The following is an 18,189-nucleotide window of genomic DNA, read 5'->3' on the forward strand; positions in this document are numbered from 1 at the left end:
GTCAGGCGCTCAGGCTGGGCTCGCCGAGGTTCGCGAGCCGGGCGTTGTGGCGGTAGTCGATCGGGACGGTGATGAGGGCGGGGCCGCCGTCCTCGAACGCCGACGCGAGGGCCGCGCCGAGGGCGGCGCCGTCGGTCGCCTCGCGGTGGGTCCAGCCGAAGGCGCGGGCGAGGTCGGGCCAGGCGGGGTTGCCGAAGTGGATGGCGTGGGTGCGGCCGAAGCGGCGCTCCTGCTTCCACCCGATGACCCCGTAGGCGCCGTCGACCCAGACGACGACCACCACCGGCAGGCCGAGGCGGGTGGCGGTCTCCATCTCCTGCACGTTCATCATGAAGCCGCCGTCGCCGGACACCGTCACGACGCGGCGGTCCGGCATGGCGAGCGTCGCCGCGATCGCCCCCGGCAGGCCGATCCCCATCGTCGCGAAGCCGTTCGAGATGATGATGGTGTTCGGCTCGTACGCCGGGAAGAGCCGGCCGAGCCAGAGCTTGTGGGCCCCGACGTCCGAGATGAGGATGTCCTGCGGGCGCATCGCCCCGCGGATCGCGGAGATCGCCGCCTGGGGGCTGACGACGCCCGGCCGCTCGGCGGACGCGCCCAGCTCGGTCGCGACGGCCACCCGCAGCCGCGTCGCGTAGGGGGGCTCGTCCCCCGCCGGCAGCTCCGCCTGCAGCGCCTCGAGGGTGTCGGTGACGCCCGCGACGATCTCGACCTCGGGGATGTAGTGCTGGTCGACCTCGGCGGGGCGCGCGTCGACGTGGATGATCCGCTTCGCGTTGTCGGGGTTCCACGCCGCGGGGCCGAACTCGACGAGGTCGTAGCCGACGCAGATGACGACGTCCGCCTCGTCGAGGCCCGCGGAGATGCTGTCGCGGGCCTGCAGGCCGACGGCCGGCAGCGAGAGGCGGGAGCGGTCGTCGAGCGCGCCCTTGCCCATGAACGTCGGGGACGCCGGGATGCCGGTGTGCGCGCAGAACGCCCGCAGCGCCGGGGACGCGCCGGTGCGGATCACGCCGTTGCCGGTGAGGACGATGGGGCGGCGGGCGCTGCGGATGATCGCGGCGGCCTCGCGCACCGCGGCGTCGTCGGGGAGGCTCGCCGCGGGGACGCTCGACCCGAGGGGGCGCATCCGCGCCGGCAGCTCCGCGGCCGCGATCGTCTCCGACAGCTCCAGGTGCGTCGGCCCGGGGCGCTCCGCCTGCGCCAGCTTGAAGGCCTTGCGGACGACCTCCGGGACCGTCTCGGGGCGCTCGATGCGGGCGTTCCACTTCGTGACGGGGCGCAGCATGTCGACGACGTCGACGTACTGGTGGCTCTCCTTGTGGACGAGGTCGAGCTTCACCTGGCCGGTGATCGCGACCATGGGCGCGTAGTCGAGGTACGCGTCGCCGATGCCGGTGATCAGGTTCGTCGCGCCGGGACCGAGGGTGCCGAGGCAGGTGCCCGCCCGCCCCGTGAGGCGCCCGTGGACGTCGGCCATGAACGCGGCGCCCTGCTCGTGGCGGACGATCACGATCTCGATCGTCGAGCGGCTGAGCTGGTCGACGATCTCCAGCGTCTCCTCCCCGGGGATCGCGAAGATCCGCTCCACGCCCTCGGCCTCGAGGCATCGCACCATCAGCTCTGCCGCCTGCACGTGGGGCTCCCCCGGTTGTCCGCGCGTTCAGGCCAGGGTACCCGCGGGGATAATCTGCGCAACGTCCGTCCACGACGAGATGGGGTTCGACCGATGGCGATCCACAGCCCGGCGCTCGACCGGGGGCAGCCCACCGGCCTCCTGCTCGGAGGCGCCTTCGACGACCGCAACGAGGACCTCGCGGTCCACAACCCCTACACGGGCGAGACCATCGCGACCGTCTCGGTGGGGACCGAGGAGGACGTCGCCACGGCCGTCGACGGCGCCCGCGAGCACCTGCCCCCTCCCCCGTCGGCCGAGCGCGCGGCGATCCTCGACCGCGCCGCCCGCCTCGTGTCCGAACGTTCCGAGGCGTTCGCCCGGACGATCTGCCTCGAGGCCGGCAAGCCCATGAAGCAGGCGCGCGCCGAGGCCGCCCGCTGCGTCGACACCCTCACCTTCTCCGCGCTCGAGGCCCGCAACCTGGCGGGCGAGATGGTGCCGATGGAGGCCAGCACCGCCGGCGCCGGCAAGGTCGCGATGATCCTGCGCGAGCCGATCGGCGTCGTCGGCGCGATCTCGCCGTTCAACTTCCCGCTGAACCTCGTGTGCCACAAGCTGGCGCCCGCGATCGCCTCCGGCTGCCCCGTCGTGCTGAAGCCGGCGTCGTCGACGCCGCTGTCGGCGCTGCTCCTCGCCCGCACGTTGTCCGAGGCCGGGCTGCCGCCCGGGTTCCTGTCGGTCGTGGTCGGCGGCGGCGGCACCGTCGGCAACGCGATCGTCGACCACCCCGACGTCCCCATGATCTCGTTCACCGGCTCCCCGCCCGTCGGGTGGGGGATCCGCCAGCGCCAGCCGCGCAAGGAGGTCGCGCTGGAGCTCGGCAACTCGACGCCCGTGATCGTCGAGGCCGACGGCGACCTCGAGACGGCGGCGCGCAAGCTCGCGGTGTCGGGCTTCACCCACGCCGGCCAGTCGTGCATCTCGGTGCAGCGCGTCTACGTCGCCCGCGAGGCGCTCGACCGCTTCCGCACCCTCTTCATCGACGCCGTCGAGGCGCTCGTCGTGGGCGACCCGATGGACGACGACACCGACGTCGGCCCCGTCATCGACGAGGACAACCGCGACCGCATCGCCGGATGGATCGACGAGGCGCGCCGCAGCGGGGGCGAGGTGCTCACCGGCGGCGAGGTCGTCGACGGGCTCCTGCGCCCCACGGTCATCGAGGGCATCTCCCCCGACATGAAGGTGTCGTGCGAGGAGGTCTTCGGCCCGGTCGTCGGCCTCGCCGCGTACGACTCCATCGACGAGGCGATCGACCTCGCCAACTCGTCGCCGTTCGGCCTGCAGGCGGGCATCTTCACCGCCCGCACCGACGCCGCGATGTCGTGGGCCCGCCGCCTCCACTTCGGCGGCGTCCTCATCAACGAGACCCCGACGTTCCGCGCCGACCAGATGCCGTACGGCGGCGTGAAGGACAGCGGCAACACGCGCGAGGGACCGCGGTTCGCGGTGCGCAGCATGACCGAGCCGAAGCTCGTCGTGCTGCAGCTCCCCGAGGACTGACGGAGGGAGAAGCGCGGAGAGGGCGGGGTCCCGCCCGCCCTCTCCGGAGCGTCGACGGCCGGGTGCCCTCCGGACGCCGATCGGAGGCGCGTCGAGCCAAAGGTGGTGAGACCCCCGGTCGCGCACGCCGTCCCGCATCAGGGTCATCGACCCCGCGGCCGATCGGTTTATCCCCCGTATGAGGGATATCGATCGCCTCGCGCCGACGGGCGCGACACACCCCGCCCCGGAATCCTGGCCCCCGGGAGGATGAGGGGTCGGCCGGCGATCGCCGAAGAGGGATGGGATGGACCCCCACCCCCACGCCGCGGGCCGGCGACGGCACCGTCCCGCCGCCTGGCGCGGCCGCCCGCCCGCCGCGCGGGGGCGGCCCGACGGCTCCCGCGACATCGAGGTCGCCCACGACATCGCCCGCGCGGTCGGCGGGATCGTCGACCTCGACCAGGTGTTCCGGACCGCCGTCGAGGCCCTCGCCGACCACCTCGGCGACGACGGCGTCGCGATCCTCCGCTGCGACGACCACGCCCGGCGCCTGCTGCTCGCCGCGTCCGCCGGGCCCCTGCGCATCGACGCCGACTACGTCCAGGACCTCGACAGCGGCCTCCTCGGCCACGCCGTCCGGTCGGGCCGGCCCGTCGTCACGGGCGACGCGGCGAACGACCCGCGCTGCGTCCGGGCGCCGGGCATGGAGTCGCTGCGCTCCGAGGTCGTGATGCCCCTCCGCACACGCGACGGCTCCGTGCGCGCCGTCCTCGACGTCACGTCGTCGCGGCGCGCGCGCTTCGGGCCGCGCGAGGTGTCGCTGCTCGGCACCGTGGCCGCCGCGCTCGAGGGCGGCATCACCGCGGCGGGGCTCTACCAGGACCTCGGTGACCGCGCGGCCCGCGACCCCCTCACCGGGCTGCCGAACCACCGCGTCTTCCACGAGCGGCTCGAGGTGGAGGTGGCCCGCGCCGCCCGCCACGGACGGCCCCTCAGCGTCGCCCTCATCGACCTCGACCACTTCACGCTCGTCAACGACGCCCACGGCCACCAGTCGGGGGACCGCGTCCTCGTCGAGGTCGCCGCCCGCCTGACGGCGCTCGCGCGCGCCGAGGACGTCGTCGGGCGGGTCGGCGGCGAGGAGTTCGCGCTGATCCTCCCCGAGAGCGACGCGCTGTCGGCGTACGCGGCGGCGGAGAGGGCCCGCAACGCCGTGGCCGCGACGCCGTTCGGCGAGGTCGGGCCGCTGACGGCCTCCATCGGGATCTGCGACATGACACATGCCTCCACCAGCGCGGAGCTCCTGCGCCTCGCCGACGGCGCCCTCTACTGGGCGAAGGCCCACGGCCGGGACGTGACCTACCTCTACTCCCCCGACGTCGTGCACGAGCTCTCGGCCGAGGAGCGCGCCGAGCGGCTCGAGCGCGCGCAGGCGCTCGCCGCGCTGCGGGCCCTGGCGCGCGCGGTGGACGCGAAGGACCGGTCGACCCGCGAGCACTCGACGCGGGTCGCGTCCCTCGCGCACGCCCTCGCCCGGCGGCGCGGGTGGAGCCCCGAGGACGCCCGCGACCTGCGCCGCGCCGGGCTGCTGCACGACGTCGGCAAGATCGGGGTGCCCGACGCGATCCTCCTGAAGCCGGGGCCCTTGACGCCCGACGAGACCGGGCGGGTGCGCGACCACGCCGCCCTCGGCGCCGAGATCGTCGCGGAGCTGCTCCCCGACGCGCAGGTCGCGTGGGTCCGCCACCAGGAACGCTGGGACGGCGCCGGGTACCCGGACGGCATCGCCGGGGACACGATCCCCGAGGGTGCCCGCCTGATCGCCGTCGCCGACGCCTGGGACGTGATGACGTCGGACCGGCCGTACCGCGCCGCCCTCGCGCCGGCGGTCGCCGAGGCCGAGATCCTCCGGCTCACCGGGAGCCAGTTCTGCCCGGACGCCGTCGCGGCACTCCGCGCCGTGCTCGCCGCGGGCGACCTGGTCGTCGACGCCGCCGAGGAGCGGCCGTGGGCGCTGTCGGGCCTGCGCGTCTGACGGACGCCCCCCGCGGTGCGGTCGGTTCGGCGGAAGCCGATGGATCGCACCCGCCGCCATCCCCCGGACGGGGCGGGGGTACGCGTCCGTTCAGGTCATCGTCAGGAGACCCGTCGGACACTCGGACCGGCGGACGGGCGTCGCCCACCGGGCCCGCGCCGGCCGCCCGGAGCACGGGAGCGGATGTGGGCACGGGATCCGGAACGACGATCCGGCGACGCGCGTCACCACGCGACGCCGCCCCACGCAGCGCCCACGCGAGCCCGTGGCACGCTCACCGCACCAGGAGGCGAGACGCCATGCCCGGCCTCGTCGAGGACGACGAGGGGACGCGGAACGACGGGACACCCCCCGTTGCCCGCGAGTGGTACCCCGACTACGAGGGACAGGACTGACACCGGACCCCGTCCGTCCCCGCCGCCGCGGGGACGGACGGAGGATTCCCCGCGCACGGTCCGGCGGGCTACCGTAGACGGGTCGCCCGGATCGACTCCGCGAAGGGGAGCCCCATGAGGTCGTTGTCCGCTGGATGCGCCGCGCTCGCGGCCGCCCTCGCCCTGCTGGCCGGCTGCGCCTCCGACGACCCGCCCGACGCGGCGGCGCCGGCGACGGCCGCGACCACCGGCGCCGACACCGCCGGGCGCGCCGGGACGGACCACGTCGCGACCGACCACGACGGCCACGCCATCGGCCCGGTCACGTACGAGGGCGGCACGATCAGCCCCGTCCGGCAGGCGCCACCGCTGAAGCTGCGCGACATCGACGGCCGCATGGTCGACATCCGCGACCTGCGCGGCGCGCCCGTCCTCGTCACGTTCGTCTACGCCAACTGCCCGGACGTCTGCCCGCTGATCATGAACAGCCTCGCGGAGGCGCGCCGCGACGCCGGGAAGGCCGGGAGGGCCACCCGCGTGATCGCCGTGTCCGTCGACCCGGCGGGCGACACCCCCGCCGTGGTGCGCCGCTTCCTCGACCAGCGCGGGGTCGCCGGCTTCGTCGACTACCTGATCGGCTCCCGTCCGGCGCTGGAGCGGACGTGGGCGGACTGGGGCGTCGCGACCGACGTCCCGACGGACGACCCGGAGCTCATCGAGCACACGTCGCTGATCTACGGCGTCAGCGCCTCGGGCGAGCTCGTGACCGCCTACCCCGTCGGCTTCGAGTCCGCGGCCGTCGCCCGGGACCTGCCCCGCCTGGCGGCCTCCTGAGCCACCGGCGGCGGCCCGCGTCGGCGCGGCGGGGAAAAGCAGGGGGCTCGCGACCGGAGAGGAGGTCGCGAGCCCTCCTCGGACAATGTTGCGCCGACCCCCTGAATGCATCCTGAACAGCACCGCTCCCCGCGGAGCGCGCGCCCCCGCGACCGCGAACCTGAACGTGACCTGAACACCGCTGGATCCGCGCGCCCGGGCGGGTTTCCGCCTCTGGCGGAACGCGACGATCGGCACGTACGATCGCCGCGACGTCGCCCCGCCAGAGAGGCGGAACCCGGCCCGCGGCGCGCGAGAGGGGGGTGCAGGATGAACGAGCCCAGGCGGTGGTCATGGCGAGGGGCGGTGGCGGTCTGCGCCGGCCTGGCCGTGGGACTGCTCGCGCCGTCCCTCGCGGCGGGGGCACCGGCATCGGTCACGGCGGGCGGCTTCAACGGCCCGCTGGCGGTCGGGTACAACACGTTCCATCCACGGACCGTCACCGTGGAGCAGGGCGGCTCGGTGAAGTTCCTCATCGAGGGCTTCCACACGGTCACGTTCCCGAAGAAGGGGACCAAGCTCATCCCGCTCGTGCTCCCGGGGTCGGCGCAGAACCCGGTCACGAACGACCCGGCGGGGCAGCCCTACTGGTGGGGCGGGACGACCCCGGCCCTCGGCATCAACCCCGTCGCCCCGGCGCCCTCGGGCGGCACCAAGGTCACGGGCGCACGCACGGTCAGCTCGGGCTTCGTCGGAGGACGCCGGCCGAGCTTCACCGTCACGTTCCCGAAGACCGGCTCCTTCCAGGTGCGCTGCATCGTGCACCCCCGGATGCGCGGGACGGTGAAGGTCGTGAAGAAGGGCTCCGCCGCGGCCGACACGGCCGCCGAGGTGGCCCGCAGGGCGAAGCGCGACGAGGCCGCCGACCTGAAGGCCGCGAAGCGCACGGCGCGCACCGCCGGTGCCCGGGCGGCCACGGCCCCCGTGCTGATCGGCCCCGGCGACAGCCGCCAGGAGGCGTTCCGGTTCTTCCCCGCGGCGTCGACCGTCGCCCCGGGCGGGACCGTGCTGTTCCGCATGGCGGGCGCGAACGAGATCCACACCGTCACGTTCGGGCCGAGCGCATTCCTGGACGCGGTCGGCAAGCGCACCTTCGAGGGGCAGGGCCTCGCGCTCGACCCCGAGGGGGCGTACCCGAGTGACCCGCCGCCGGCGGTCCCCTCGTACCTGCCCACCCTCCACGGCAACGGGTACCTCAACAGCGGGGTCCTGACGGAACCCGGCGACCCGGGGACGCACGACTTCCGGGTGACCTTCCCGGTCGCGGGCGTCTACCAGTACCGCTGCCTCGTCCACTCGGACATGAGGGGCCAGGTCACTGTCGGATAGGCGCGTCCGGACCGCACCCCGTCCGTCCTCCGTGACGGACGGGGGCGTCCCGGCCACCCACGGCCGGGCGGCGCCCCGGTGATCGCCGCCGCCGTCGCCCACCCGCCGCCGGAGACCGGCGCCGCGCTGACGCGGACGGTGTCGATGGACGACGCGGGCTTCTCACCCGCCGCCCTGGTGGCCGCGCCGGGCACGGCGATCACCTGGGTCAACGTGGGCCGCAACCGCCACACCGTCACTGCCGGTGACGGCGCCTTCGGCTCGGGCGGCCTCGCCCCCGGGGCCTCCTTCCGGCTGACGGCCCCCGCGACCACCGGCGTCTACGCCTACCACTGCTCGTTCCACGGCTACATGCGGGGGACGCTGACCGTCTCGCTCGTGTCGCTCACCACGCCCCCCACCGTCATCGCCGGGCGGCGGCCGATGCTCGCCGGCGTCGTCCCCGGCGTCGCCGCAGGCACCGTCGTCCGCGTCGAGCGGCGGGTGCCGGGGGCGTGGGTGGAGGTCGGCGCCGCCGCCGTCGACGCCGCCGGCGGGTACCGCATCAGCGGGCCGGCGCTGACCGGTCGCACCGCGTTCCGCGCCGTCGTCGGCGACGACCTCAGCCCGAGCGTCCGGGCGACCGCACGCCCCCACGTCGCGGTGCGCCGCACCGGGCCGCGGCTGCGGGTGGCGGTCGAGCCGGCAGGTGGCGCCCACCACGTCCACCTGGAGCGCCTCGACCTCGACACGTACCGCTGGACGGAGGTCGCGACGCGACCGCTCGCGGCGGGCCGCGCCGCCTTCCGCCTGCGCGCCCCGGGGGTCTACCGGGCGGCCGTCCCCGCGCACCGCGGCCTGGAGGCCGCCGCCTCGCGGGACGTCCCGTTCCGCGCCGCCGCCTTCCGGCAGTAGCCCCCCGTCACCGCCCGCGGGCGGCGTCCGCCCGGCGCATGCGGGCGACCTCGGCGGCGTCGCGCTCCTCGATGCGCGCGGCCTCCTCGAGGATCGGCCGCAGGTCGTCGGCGGGGATGACGACCGCCCCGGACGCGTCGGCGTAGACCTGGTCGCCGGGGACCACCGTCACCCCGCCGACGGCGACGGGCACGTCGGCGGCCCACGGCATGATCACGTCGCCGCCCTGGCGCACCGTCTCGCCCCGGCACCAGGCGGCGAGGCCGAGGTCCACGACCTCCGCGAAGTCGCGCAGCCGCGCGTCGGCGACGAGCCCCGCGAGCCCGAGGTTCGCGAGCCGCGAGAGCTTCTTCCCGCCGGCGACGGGCTGGTCGGGATGGCCCCAGCTCGACACCACCAGCACGCAGCCCTCCGGGTCCCGGCCCGCGACGGCCGCGTCGAGCAGGGCCGAGAAGTCGTGGCGGGCGGCGTCGAGCAGGTCGGCCCGCAGCGGCATGAACTGCATCGTCACCGCCGGGCCGAGCAGTCCCCGCTCCGGGGCCGGGCTGACGAGGTCGGTCACGTGCGCCCGGTGGCCGTGCCGCCGCATCATCGCGTCGCAGATCGCCGAGCAGCTCACGGCCGCCGCGATCGCCCGCAGGTCGTCGGGGACGCCCCCGCCGGCGGCCGGCAGGGTCAGGCCCCGGTGTGGCGGCTCAGCACCAGGCAGGCGTTGTGCCCGCCGAAACCGAACGAGTTCGAGGCCGCGTGGGCGACCTGCACGGCGCGCGGCTCGAGGACGTGGTCGAACGGCGCCTCGGGGTCGGGGTCGCGCAGGTTCAGCGTCGCCGGCAGCAGGTCGCGTGCGAAGGCCATCAACGTCGCCACGGCCTCGACGCCGCCGGCACCGCCCAGGGCGTGCCCGTGGGCCGACTTGGTGGAGGAGATCGCCGCGCCGCCGAGGCCCGCGCGGGTCAGGGCGCGCGACTCCGCGATGTCGCCGGCCATCGTCGAGGTGGCGTGGGCGTTGACGTACCCGACGTCGGCGGGCGTCAGGCCGGCGTCGGCGATGGCGATCGCCATCGCCCGGGAGGGGCCCTCGCCGGTCGCGTCGGGGTCGGTCAGATGCCCGGCGTCGCAGGAGCTGCCGTAGCCGGTGAGCTCGGCGTAGATGCGGGCCCCGCGCGCCAGGGCGTGCTCGCGCTCCTCCAGCAGCAGCACCCCCGCGCCCTCGCCCATCACGAAGCCGTCCCGTGCGACGTCGAACGGCGACGACGACTCGCCGGGCGGGCGCGTGCTCGGGCTGAGCGCCCCGACGCGCTGGTAGCCGGCGATCACGAGCGGCGACAGCGGGGCGTCGGAGCCGCCCGCGATCATCGCGTCGGCCCGGCCCTCGCGCAGCAGCGACAGGGCGGCGCCGATCGCGTCGGAGCCGGCGGCGCAGGCCGTGGCGGGCGACGACGTCGGGCCGCGCAGGCCGAGCACCCGCGCGACGCTCGCGCAGGGGTGGTTCGCCAGCGACAGGGGGATCGAGAGGGGCCCGACGCGGTCGGGGCCGCGCTCCAGGAAGGCCCGGTGCGCCTCGAGCAGGGTGTCGGCGCCCCCGTGCACGCTGCCGACCGAGACGCCGATCCGCTCGGGCTCGATGCCGAGCGTCCCCGCGTCCTCCAGGGCCAGGGCCCCGGCGACGGCGGCGAAGCGGCCGGCGCGGTCCATGCGGCGGGCGTCGCGCTGGCCGAAGCGCTCGCGGGCGTCCTCGCCCTCGGTCACCGGGAAGCCGCAGATGGTGCCGACGGCCTCCAGCTCGACGTGCGCGGCCCCCGAGCGCCCGGCGGCCAGGGCATCCCAGAAGTCGGCCACCCCGGCACCGATCGGGCTGACGACTCCTGCTCCGGTGATGACGACCCGTCGGCGCACGTCGCGCATATTCGCAGACGGGGCGGGCGATCCGTCCCGCGGGGGTGCCCGATCGTGACGACCGCCCCCGGACGGGGTCCCCCGGGGTCCGTGGATCGCCGCCGCCCGCCCCTCTACCGTGACCCGGTGACGCGCCGTCTCGCCACCACCGGCCTGTTCGTGGTCAACGGCGCCGTGATCGGGGTGTGGGTCTCCCAGATCCCCGCGATCCAGCGCCGGTTCGACCTGTCCTCCGGCGTGATGGGGCTGATCCTGCTGTGCATGTCGGTCGCGGTGATCGTGGTGGTCCCGATCGCGGGGCAGGCGGTCGCGCGCCGCGGCTCGGCCCCCGTCGCCGTCGCGGGCGGCGTCGCCTGCCTCGTGACGGTGACCCTGCCGGTGCTCGCCCCCCACCCCGTCCTCGTCGCCGCCGGCCTGGTGCTGCTGGGGGCGGCGAGCGCGGCGATGGACGTCGCGATGAACAGCCACGGCGTCGCGATCGAGGCGGCGTCGGAGCGTCCGGTCATGTCGTCGCTGCACGCCGGGTGGGCGCTCGGCGGCGCGGCCGGCGCGGCGGCGGGTGCGGCGGGGACCGCGCTCGGCCTCGACGGGGCGGTCACCGTCGCCCTCGTGGCGGCCGCCCTGGCGGTGCACCTCGCCGCCTGCGCCCGGCACCTCGGCGCCGGCTCGACGGCGGAGGGCGCGGACGCCCCGCGGTTCACCCTCCCGTCCCGCGGGGTGGCCCTGCTCGCCGCCCTGTGCCTGCTGACGATGATGACCGAGGGCGCCATGGCCGACTGGAGCGGCATCTACATGGACTCCGACCTCGGGGCGAGCGCCGCGCTGGCGGCGGCGTCGTACGCCGTCTTCACCGGCGGGATGACCGTCGGGCGCCTCGTGGGCGACCGGATCAACCGGCGGATCGGGCCGGTGCACCTGCTGCGTGGCGGGGCGCTGCTCACCGCCGCGCCGCTCGCCGTGATGCTGCTGGGCGGCTCCGCCGCCCTCGCGCTCCCCTGCCTGTTCCTCGTCGGGCTCGGGGTCGCGAACGGCGTGCCGCTGATGTTCAGCGCGGCGGGCCGGCGGCCCGACACCGCCCCGGGACCGGGGATCGCGGCGGTCTCGTCGACCGGGTCGATCGGGTTCCTGCTCGGTCCCCCGCTGATCGGGTTCCTGGCGGGGGCGACGTCGCTGCCGTGGGCGCTGGGGGTGCTGGTGCCGGCGGCGCTGGCGGTGCTGCTGCTGGCCGGCCGTGCCGCGGGTCCGGCGCCGGCGGGGCCGCTGACGGACGCGGCGGGGGTGCTCGGGTCGGGCTGACCGGCCGGCCCCGGGGGGCCGGCCGGTCGGTCAGCGTGCTCCTAGTACCACTTGCCCTTGGCGAAACCGCCGAAGGCGATGAGGCCGACGAGGGCGATGATGAGGCCGAGCCAGAACGAGCCGAAGATCGCGACGAGGATGCCGGCGATCACCAGGATCCCGCCGAGGCCGATGCCGCCGAGCTTGCCGTTTCCGGATGCCAAGACTGTTCCCTTCGATGGAGTGACACCGCCATCTTCCCGCATACGGGGCCGCGCAATCCGATCACCCGGCGGGGGAGGGCCCTCCGGACGCGCGTGGGCGGCCGCTCAGGCCTCCGGCCGCGGCATCTCGCACGCCGCGCCGTCGGCGCCGGCGGCCTCGCCGTCCATGGCGATGTCGTCGTCGAGCTCGCCGATGGAGCGGGCGAACGCCTGGTCCCCGTACGTGGCGTAGAGGTGCCGGACGATGCGGCGGGAGTCGATCACGACGACGTCGCCGTCGACGAGGACCGGCACGCGGCGCTGGCCGCTGACGGCCTCCACCTCATCGCGCGCGTCGCGCGGGTGCGGCACCTCGACCAGCTCGACGGGGGCGCCGACGTTCTCGATCGCCTGGCGGGCCGCGGCGCACCAGGGGCACTTCCAGCGGTGGTAGAGACGGGCCGGCGGCACCGACCGAACCTACTCCGTCCGTCCCACAACGGCCGAGGCCGCCCCGGAGGGCGGCCTCGGTGATCCGTCGATGCGGGGTGTCGTCGGCCTAGAGGCCGGAGACGTTCGCCGCCTGGGGACCCTTCGGGCCCTCCTGGCTCTCGAAGCTGACCCGCTGGCCCTCGTCCAGGTTCCGGAAGCCGGAGCCCTGGATCTCGGAGAAGTGGACGAAGAGGTCCTTGCCTCCGTCGTCCGGGGTGATGAACCCGTAACCCTTCTCCTGCGAGAACCACTTCACGACGCCTTCGGGCATAACCATTCCTATTCGCTCAGCGAGGAACGCTGACCCGCCGAGCTGAAAGCCCACCGACGTCTGCTCATCCACGCGTCCTTAGCCGGCCCCGGATGGAGCCGCCGTCGGCACAGTAGCGCGATCGGCCGGACGACATGCACCATCGGCCACGACGGAGGGTGGGCGGGAGGGGTTACCAGATCCGTGACATCGCGCCCTCGATGGTGTTCCTCCGCGACAGGCCGCTGGGTTATGGTGCCGCGCAGAGGCCCCCCGGACCGTGGGGCCGCAGCAGGAGGGTGCGCGTGGGCGACGACGATCCCGGACCGATCGACCTCGTGGTCGCCGGCCACCCCGCGGGGGCGCCCGCCGATGAGGGGTCCGGGGCCGGGGAGCGCCGGCTGCCCGGGATCTGACGTGCCCGCGCGCCCGTGGAGATGAGGGGGACCCCCTCGTCCGGGGGCGACGACGACGGCGCCGACCGCCCGGCCGGACCCGGGCGCGTCGCGGCGGCCCGCCGCCGGATGGCCGCCCTCGCCGACGCCTCGCGGCGCCGTGCCGACGATGCGCGGGCGTGGGCCGAGGAGGCCCGTGGCCGCTCGCCGGTCGTCGCCCGCGCCTTCGACGTCGCCGAGCACGACCGGGCCCACCTCGGCGGCCTCCTCGCCGGCGCCGTCGCCTACCGGCTGTTCCTCTGGCTGCTGCCGTTCTCCCTGCTGCTCGTCGGCCTGCTCGGCGCGATCACCGACCTCGACGAGTCGGCGGTGGGTGACGCGTCGACGGACATCGGCCTGCAGGGGGCCCTCGCGGAGATCATCACCGAGGGCGCGCAGCAGAGGGGGTGGTGGATCGCCGTGGTCATCGGGCTGGGCGGCACCCTCTACGCCGGCCTGGGCGCGGTGCGCGCGTTGCGCATCAGCCACGCGGCCGCGTGGGGGATCCAGCCCCGCCGGGCCTCGAGCCTCGTGAACGGCTCGCTGATCCTCCTCGCGGCGGGCCTGGGGCTGATCGCGATGTCGGTGGTGATCGGCTGGCTCCGCGCGCGGTCCGGGCTCGGAGGGCTCGTCGCGAGCCTCGCGATCGTCGTCATCTACTTCACGGTGTGGCTGCGGATCTCGGTCCACCTGCCCCGCCGCCCCACCCCGACCCGGGCGCTGCTGCCCGGGGCGGTGCTGGTCGCCGTCGGCGTGGAGGGCCTGCACCTGTTCACCTCCTACTACCTGGCGGGTCAGGCGGAGCGGGTGGCGTCGGTGTACGGCACGATCGGGGTGGCCCTGACCCTGCTGCTCTGGCTGTTCATCGTGGCCCGCCTGATGGTCGGCTCCGCCATCCTCAACGCCGCGCTCTGGGACCGGCGGCGGGAGACCACCCCGTGACGCCGCTGCGGGTCCCCGACGCCCTCACCCCCCGGCGGCGGACGGTGCTGGCGTGGACCGCCCTCGGCCTCGCGATCCTGCTGCTGCTCGTGGGGTCGCTGACGGTCTGGGTGAAGCGCCAGGCGCTCGACACGAACAGCTGGGTCGACGCGAGCTCGCGCCTGCTGGAGGACGACGACGTCCGCGAGCTGGCCGCCGCGGAGCTGGTGGACGCGTTGTTCAGCGGCCCCGACCTGGAGGGCCGCATCCGGCGCCTGCTGCCCCCGGAGGTCCAGGGGCTCGCGGGACCGGCGACGGGGCTGCTGCGCGAGGCCGCCCTGCCGGCGGCGGAGGACCTGCTGGCGCGTCCCGCCACCCAGCGCCTGTGGCGGGAGGCGAACCGGAGGGCGCACCAGCGCCTGTTGGCCCTGCTCGACGGCGACGACTCCGGCCTGCTGCGGTCGTCCGGCGGGGACGTCGTGCTCGACCTCCGGCCGCTGGTGGAGCGCCTCGGCGACCGCATCGGCCTGACGCCGGCCCTGCCGCCGGGCGCGGGGCAGGTGACGATCCTCCGGTCGGAGCGCCTCGGCGCCGCGCAGGAGGCCGTGAAGGCGATCCGCACGCTCTCGGTGCTGCTGGTGGTCGTGGTGGTCGTGCTGCTCGGCGTGGCGTTGTGGCTGGCCGAGGGCTTCCGGCGCCGCATGCTCGTCGCCCTCGCCGCCGGACTGATCGGCGTGGGGGGCGTGCTGCTGGTGGTGCGGCGCGTCGCGGGCGATGCGATCGTCGACGCCCTCACCGATCCCGTCACCCGCGACGCGGGGCGGGCGGTGTGGCTGATCGGCACCGACCTGCTACGCGACCTCGCCCTGGCGTTGCTCCTCTACGGCGTCCTGCTGCTCGCCGGGGCGTGGCTCGCCGGCCCCGCGCGCCGCGCGGTCGCCGCCCGCCGTCGCCTGGCGCCCGTGGTGCGCGACCACCCGGTCGCCATCTGGGGCGCCGGCGCGGCCCTCCTGCTCGCGGTCCTCGTCTGGGGACCGTCGTCGGGATCCCGCCGGCTGCTCGGGATCCTCGTCCTGGCCGCGCTCGTCGCGGCCGGGGTCGAGGCCCTTCGCCGCGTGATCCTCGCCGAGGACGTGCCGGGCCCGCCCGGCGCGACGTGACACCCGTGCCCATGAACGAACGGAGGTGACCGATGGACGACTTCGGAGTGCTCGACCTGATCTGGAGCGTGATCGTGATCTATGCGGTGCTGTTCCTGCTGATGACGCTCTTCTCGATCGTCGTGGACCTGTTCCGGGACCGCGAGGCCTCGGGGCCGAAGAAGGCCGCGTGGCTGATCTTCCTGCTCGTCCTGCCGATCATCGGGGCGCTCGTCTACCTGATCGCGCGGGGACAGGGCATGGCGGAGCGGGCGATCCAGCACCAGCGCGCCGCCCGGACCGAGTTCGACACGTACGTGAAGGACGTCGCCGGGTCGGGGGGACCGGCCCAGGAGATCGCCGCCGCGAAGGCCCTGCGGGACGACGGCACGATCACCGAGGAGGAGTTCGCCGCGCTGAAGGCCAAGGCGCTGGCCTGACCCCGGTCCCCCCCACCCCCGCCGCGGCGCGGCGGGGGTGGACGGTCCCCGGCCGCGGCGCGGCCGTAGAGTGACCGCATGAGCGAACAGACCCCCGCGGCGGTCGCCGCCGGCTTCAACGCCCTCGTCGGGCTCGTCGAGGGAGAGATCGCCGACGGCCGCGCGACGATCACGCTCGAGGCAGGCGACGACCACCTCAACCCGGCGGGGACGGTGCACGGCGGCGCGATCGCCACCCTCGTGGACCTCGCGATGGGCCGGGCCCTCGCGAGCCTGATCGACGGCGACGAACGCCCCGTCACGATCGAGATGAAGGTGAACTACCTCGAGGCCGGCCGGCCCGGCCTGCTGACCGCCGAGGCCCGCGTCAGCCGACGTGGCCGCCTGTTCACGGTGGTCCACGCGGAGGTCACCCAGCAGCAGGACGACGGCGAGGAGACCGTCGCCGAGGCCATGGGGACCTTCACCACCATCTGACGCGTCCCGGGCGGTTCGCGTCCCAACCCGCGGCTACGGTCGGCCGACGGGCGGACGCACCCGGTCTCCGCCGCGGACGGAGGTGCGACATGCGTGTGACCAGGGGCATGGCCGGCGCTCTGGCGGGGGTGGCGCTGGCCGCCGCGGCGGGCGTCGCGCACGGCGAGACGATCACGGCGGTCGGGACGGCACAGGCGAAGGTGGTCGCGCCGGCCCCGCTCACGAACGCGAAGATCGTCCGCGCCGTCACGGCCGCGCGGGCCGAGGCGGTGCCAGCGGCGTTCACCGCGGCCCGCAACCAGGCGACCCGGTTCGCGATCGCGGGCGGCTTCACGCTCGGCGCGATCACGGCGATCGAGGAAGGTGCCGGGAGCTACGGCTACTACTTCGGCGGCAACTACAGCCGCTTCGGGCCGGGTCGCTACTGCGGCTCCGTGCAGCAGGTGCGGCGCGGCCCGCGCGTGGACGGCCGTCGCGGCCCCGTCATCTCGAGGACGCGGGTGACCCGCTGCTACAAGCCGCCGAGCATCGTGGTGACCGTGTCGCTGACGTTCGACGCGACCCCCGTCCCCCCGCCGGCCACCCCGTAGGGGCCGCCGCGATCGGGACGCCCGGATTCGAACCGGGGACCCCTGCCACCCAAAGACGAAAATCCGTGCTCCCGCAAGGTCCCGGCGGATACCGGAGCGCCCCGCGATCCGAGTCGCTGAACGGGATCTCGGTGGATCCTGGCGGTGGCCTCCGGGACTCCACGGGACCGCGTCTGCGGCAGTGACTGCTGCCGATTGTGCGGCACGTCGGCGACTACGGGGCCTGCGCCAGCGCCTCCTCGATCGCGGCCGCCTCGATGCGCTGGGGAAGCGTGATTGTGATCGCGCCCTCGCGATCGAGGAGGCGCCGGGCGCCCAGGAGGGTCACCCCGACAAGAGCGCCGGCCGCGTCAACTCAGCCACCACGCCGAGCCCGACGCCCACCGAGAGGGCCATCGGGCCCTCCTCGGCGGCGCCCACCAGCTCCCCGAGCGCCTCCTGAACGGCCGACCGCAGCACCCGCTCCACGCTCGTGACGGCCTGCTCAGCCGGTAGCTTCTCCTTCACGGTGGTCCTCCTTCGATCCTGGCGGATCACTCCGAAGGCCCCCAAGAGGAGCGGACGGGGCGGAGACCCCGCCCTCCGAGTTCTACGGGCTACGAGCTACGGGAAAACCTCGACCGGATTGGATCACGGCAGATGAGCACCCGAGCAGAGATTGCAGCGTCCGAGACGTCTTTGCCGCTCGTGTTGCTCGACAAGGCGCTGGCGCTCCAATCGCCGGCGACCGAGCGACACATAGCTCGCCTGCGACGAAACCGGCCGGACGCCACGCCGCGCGAGATCGTGGATCGTTTGAATGCCGAGCTACGCGCCGCGACGATCTCGGCGGGAGTCGGTGTCGGCGCGGCCGCCGCGGCGCCGGCGGTCGGCACTGGCGTGGCACTCGCCCTCTCGGGAGCTGAGATGGTCGCGTTCCTCAACGCCACGGTTCTCTACATCCTGTGTCGCGGCGAGGTGCAGGGCATCACGATCGAGGACGTCGAGCGACGCAGGACGCTGGTTATGGCCGTCATGCTCGGTGACGCTGGGGCAAAGGGGGTCGGCGCGGTCGCCGAGCGGACTGGCCAGCATTGGGCGCGCCAGCTCGTCCGTGCTATCCCGACAAGCAAGATCCTCGCCGTCAACAAGGTGCTCGGTCGCAACTTCGTCACCAAGTACGGCACCAAGCAGGGCATTCTCGTGCTTGGGAAGGTCATTCCGTTCGGTATCGGCGCCGTGATCGGCGGCACCGCTAACGCGGTCTTCAGCCAAGGAGTCATCACGGCTTCCAACCGTGCGTTCGGCACACCTTCCCACTCGTGGGACGCCCAGCCGTCAGCGGCGGAGTAGCGTCCTCACGTTGTAAAGACGCCGGTTGCCAACCCCACCGCCCTATCCCCATCGAAGGCCAAGACGTACCTG

19 protein-coding genes are annotated in these 18,189 nt (G+C 74.9%); 12 read left to right on the forward strand and 7 right to left on the reverse strand.

Annotation, left to right across the window (positions count from 1 at the left end):
- Nucleotide 1: 1 nt before the first annotated feature.
- Complete coding sequence (locus tag IU369_RS12345) at nucleotides 2-1,636, reverse strand: acetolactate synthase large subunit (protein WP_217921283.1); 1,635 nt, start codon at nucleotides 1,634-1,636, stop codon at nucleotides 2-4.
- A 93-nt stretch (nucleotides 1,637-1,729) separates the two neighbouring features.
- On the opposite strand from IU369_RS12345, the gene IU369_RS12350 reads away from it, so the two are divergent.
- The 5 genes from IU369_RS12350 (at nucleotide 1,730) to IU369_RS12370 (ending at nucleotide 8,668) form a co-directional block, all read left to right on the forward strand.
- Nucleotides 1,730-3,181 (forward strand): aldehyde dehydrogenase family protein, encoded by a 1,452-nt coding sequence (locus tag IU369_RS12350; protein ID WP_217921284.1) that lies wholly within the window; start codon nucleotides 1,730-1,732, stop codon nucleotides 3,179-3,181.
- A 286-nt stretch (nucleotides 3,182-3,467) separates the two neighbouring features.
- Nucleotides 3,468-5,198 carry a diguanylate cyclase gene (locus IU369_RS12355; protein WP_217921285.1) on the forward strand — a complete coding sequence of 577 codons (1,731 nt, stop codon included), beginning with the start codon at nucleotides 3,468-3,470 and terminating at the stop codon, nucleotides 5,196-5,198.
- Nucleotides 5,199-5,707: 509 nt separating this feature from the next.
- Entirely contained in the window at nucleotides 5,708-6,406 is a 699-nt protein-coding gene (locus tag IU369_RS12360; protein WP_217921286.1) for an SCO family protein, read from the forward strand.
- Nucleotides 6,407-6,715: 309 nt separating this feature from the next.
- A complete protein-coding gene (locus IU369_RS12365) occupies nucleotides 6,716-7,774 on the forward strand; it encodes a cupredoxin domain-containing protein (RefSeq protein WP_217921287.1) in 1,059 nt (352 codons plus the stop codon).
- Between the two features lie 78 nt (nucleotides 7,775-7,852).
- Nucleotides 7,853-8,668 (forward strand): cupredoxin domain-containing protein, encoded by an 816-nt coding sequence (locus IU369_RS12370; protein WP_217921288.1) that lies wholly within the window; start codon nucleotides 7,853-7,855, stop codon nucleotides 8,666-8,668.
- 7 nt (nucleotides 8,669-8,675) lie between these two features.
- Here the strand turns inward: IU369_RS12370 and IU369_RS12375 are convergent, their stop codons facing one another.
- Together IU369_RS12375 and IU369_RS12380 are read right to left on the reverse strand one after the other, a co-directional pair.
- Nucleotides 8,676-9,287: an RraA family protein gene (locus tag IU369_RS12375; protein ID WP_217921289.1), complete on the reverse strand. Its 612-nt coding sequence runs from the start codon at nucleotides 9,285-9,287 to the stop codon at nucleotides 8,676-8,678.
- 56 nt (nucleotides 9,288-9,343) lie between these two features.
- Entirely contained in the window at nucleotides 9,344-10,564 is a 1,221-nt protein-coding gene (locus tag IU369_RS12380) for a beta-ketoacyl-[acyl-carrier-protein] synthase family protein (RefSeq protein ID WP_217921290.1), read from the reverse strand.
- A gap of 126 nt (nucleotides 10,565-10,690) precedes the next feature.
- On the opposite strand from IU369_RS12380, the gene IU369_RS12385 reads away from it, so the two are divergent.
- Entirely contained in the window at nucleotides 10,691-11,860 is a 1,170-nt protein-coding gene (locus tag IU369_RS12385) for an MFS transporter (protein WP_217921291.1), read from the forward strand.
- 41 nt (nucleotides 11,861-11,901) lie between these two features.
- Here the strand turns inward: IU369_RS12385 and IU369_RS12390 are convergent, their stop codons facing one another.
- The 3 genes from IU369_RS12390 to IU369_RS12400 all read right to left on the reverse strand — a co-directional run bounded on the left by IU369_RS12390 (nucleotide 11,902) and on the right by IU369_RS12400 (nucleotide 12,805).
- Complete coding sequence (locus IU369_RS12390) at nucleotides 11,902-12,063, reverse strand: hypothetical protein (protein ID WP_217921292.1); 162 nt, start codon at nucleotides 12,061-12,063, stop codon at nucleotides 11,902-11,904.
- Nucleotides 12,064-12,168: 105 nt separating this feature from the next.
- Nucleotides 12,169-12,513, reverse strand: coding sequence for a glutathione S-transferase N-terminal domain-containing protein (locus IU369_RS12395; protein ID WP_217921293.1), 345 nt, complete (start codon nucleotides 12,511-12,513; stop codon nucleotides 12,169-12,171).
- A gap of 88 nt (nucleotides 12,514-12,601) precedes the next feature.
- Nucleotides 12,602-12,805: a cold-shock protein gene (locus IU369_RS12400; RefSeq protein ID WP_217921294.1), complete on the reverse strand. Its 204-nt coding sequence runs from the start codon at nucleotides 12,803-12,805 to the stop codon at nucleotides 12,602-12,604.
- Between the two features lie 416 nt (nucleotides 12,806-13,221).
- On the opposite strand from IU369_RS12400, the gene IU369_RS12405 reads away from it, so the two are divergent.
- The 5 genes from IU369_RS12405 to IU369_RS12425 all read left to right on the forward strand — a co-directional run bounded on the left by IU369_RS12405 (nucleotide 13,222) and on the right by IU369_RS12425 (nucleotide 16,785).
- Nucleotides 13,222-14,160 (forward strand): YhjD/YihY/BrkB family envelope integrity protein, encoded by a 939-nt coding sequence (locus tag IU369_RS12405; protein ID WP_217921295.1) that lies wholly within the window; start codon nucleotides 13,222-13,224, stop codon nucleotides 14,158-14,160.
- Nucleotides 14,157-15,299: a hypothetical protein gene (locus tag IU369_RS12410; protein ID WP_217921296.1), complete on the forward strand. Its 1,143-nt coding sequence runs from the start codon at nucleotides 14,157-14,159 to the stop codon at nucleotides 15,297-15,299. Before IU369_RS12405 ends, IU369_RS12410 begins: the two co-directional genes overlap by 4 nt.
- A 32-nt stretch (nucleotides 15,300-15,331) precedes the next feature.
- Nucleotides 15,332-15,718 carry a PLD nuclease N-terminal domain-containing protein gene (locus IU369_RS12415; protein WP_217924368.1) on the forward strand — a complete coding sequence of 129 codons (387 nt, stop codon included), beginning with the start codon at nucleotides 15,332-15,334 and terminating at the stop codon, nucleotides 15,716-15,718.
- Nucleotides 15,719-15,796: 78 nt separating this feature from the next.
- Nucleotides 15,797-16,195, forward strand: a complete 399-nt coding sequence (locus tag IU369_RS12420; RefSeq protein ID WP_217921297.1) for a PaaI family thioesterase — start codon at nucleotides 15,797-15,799, stop codon at nucleotides 16,193-16,195.
- 89 nt (nucleotides 16,196-16,284) lie between these two features.
- Nucleotides 16,285-16,785 (forward strand): hypothetical protein, encoded by a 501-nt coding sequence (locus IU369_RS12425; RefSeq protein WP_217921298.1) that lies wholly within the window; start codon nucleotides 16,285-16,287, stop codon nucleotides 16,783-16,785.
- Nucleotides 16,786-17,109: 324 nt separating this feature from the next.
- On the opposite strand, the gene IU369_RS12430 is transcribed toward IU369_RS12425, so the two are convergent.
- Nucleotides 17,110-17,292 carry a hypothetical protein gene (locus IU369_RS12430; RefSeq protein WP_217921299.1) on the reverse strand — a complete coding sequence of 61 codons (183 nt, stop codon included), beginning with the start codon at nucleotides 17,290-17,292 and terminating at the stop codon, nucleotides 17,110-17,112.
- Between the two features lie 132 nt (nucleotides 17,293-17,424).
- Here IU369_RS12430 and IU369_RS12435 point away from each other — a divergent pair, with 132 nt between their 5' ends.
- Nucleotides 17,425-18,117: a hypothetical protein gene (locus IU369_RS12435; protein ID WP_217921300.1), complete on the forward strand. Its 693-nt coding sequence runs from the start codon at nucleotides 17,425-17,427 to the stop codon at nucleotides 18,115-18,117.
- Nucleotides 18,118-18,189 lie beyond the last annotated feature (72 nt).

This window comes from Miltoncostaea oceani, from assembly GCF_018141545.1.
In the GTDB taxonomy this organism is placed as follows: Bacteria; Actinomycetota; Thermoleophilia; order Miltoncostaeales; family Miltoncostaeaceae; genus Miltoncostaea; species Miltoncostaea oceani.

What these genes read in the sequence shown, in the direction of transcription:
- IU369_RS12350 (WP_217921284.1), top strand. Translation starts at nt 1,730, where the DNA reads ATGGCGATCCACAGCCCGGCGCTCGACCGGGGGCAGCCCACCGGCCTC.
- IU369_RS12355 (WP_217921285.1), top strand. Translation starts at nt 3,468, where the DNA reads ATGGACCCCCACCCCCACGCCGCGGGCCGGCGACGGCACCGTCCCGCC.
- IU369_RS12360 (WP_217921286.1), top strand. Translation starts at nt 5,708, where the DNA reads ATGAGGTCGTTGTCCGCTGGATGCGCCGCGCTCGCGGCCGCCCTCGCC.
- IU369_RS12365 (WP_217921287.1), top strand. Translation starts at nt 6,716, where the DNA reads ATGAACGAGCCCAGGCGGTGGTCATGGCGAGGGGCGGTGGCGGTCTGC.
- IU369_RS12400 (WP_217921294.1), bottom strand. Translation starts at nt 12,805, where the DNA reads ATGCCCGAAGGCGTCGTGAAGTGGTTCTCGCAGGAGAAGGGTTACGGG.
- IU369_RS12405 (WP_217921295.1), top strand. Translation starts at nt 13,222, where the DNA reads ATGAGGGGGACCCCCTCGTCCGGGGGCGACGACGACGGCGCCGACCGC.
- IU369_RS12415 (WP_217924368.1), top strand. Translation starts at nt 15,332, where the DNA reads ATGGACGACTTCGGAGTGCTCGACCTGATCTGGAGCGTGATCGTGATC.
- IU369_RS12420 (WP_217921297.1), top strand. Translation starts at nt 15,797, where the DNA reads ATGAGCGAACAGACCCCCGCGGCGGTCGCCGCCGGCTTCAACGCCCTC.
- IU369_RS12425 (WP_217921298.1), top strand. Translation starts at nt 16,285, where the DNA reads ATGCGTGTGACCAGGGGCATGGCCGGCGCTCTGGCGGGGGTGGCGCTG.
- IU369_RS12435 (WP_217921300.1), top strand. Translation starts at nt 17,425, where the DNA reads ATGAGCACCCGAGCAGAGATTGCAGCGTCCGAGACGTCTTTGCCGCTC.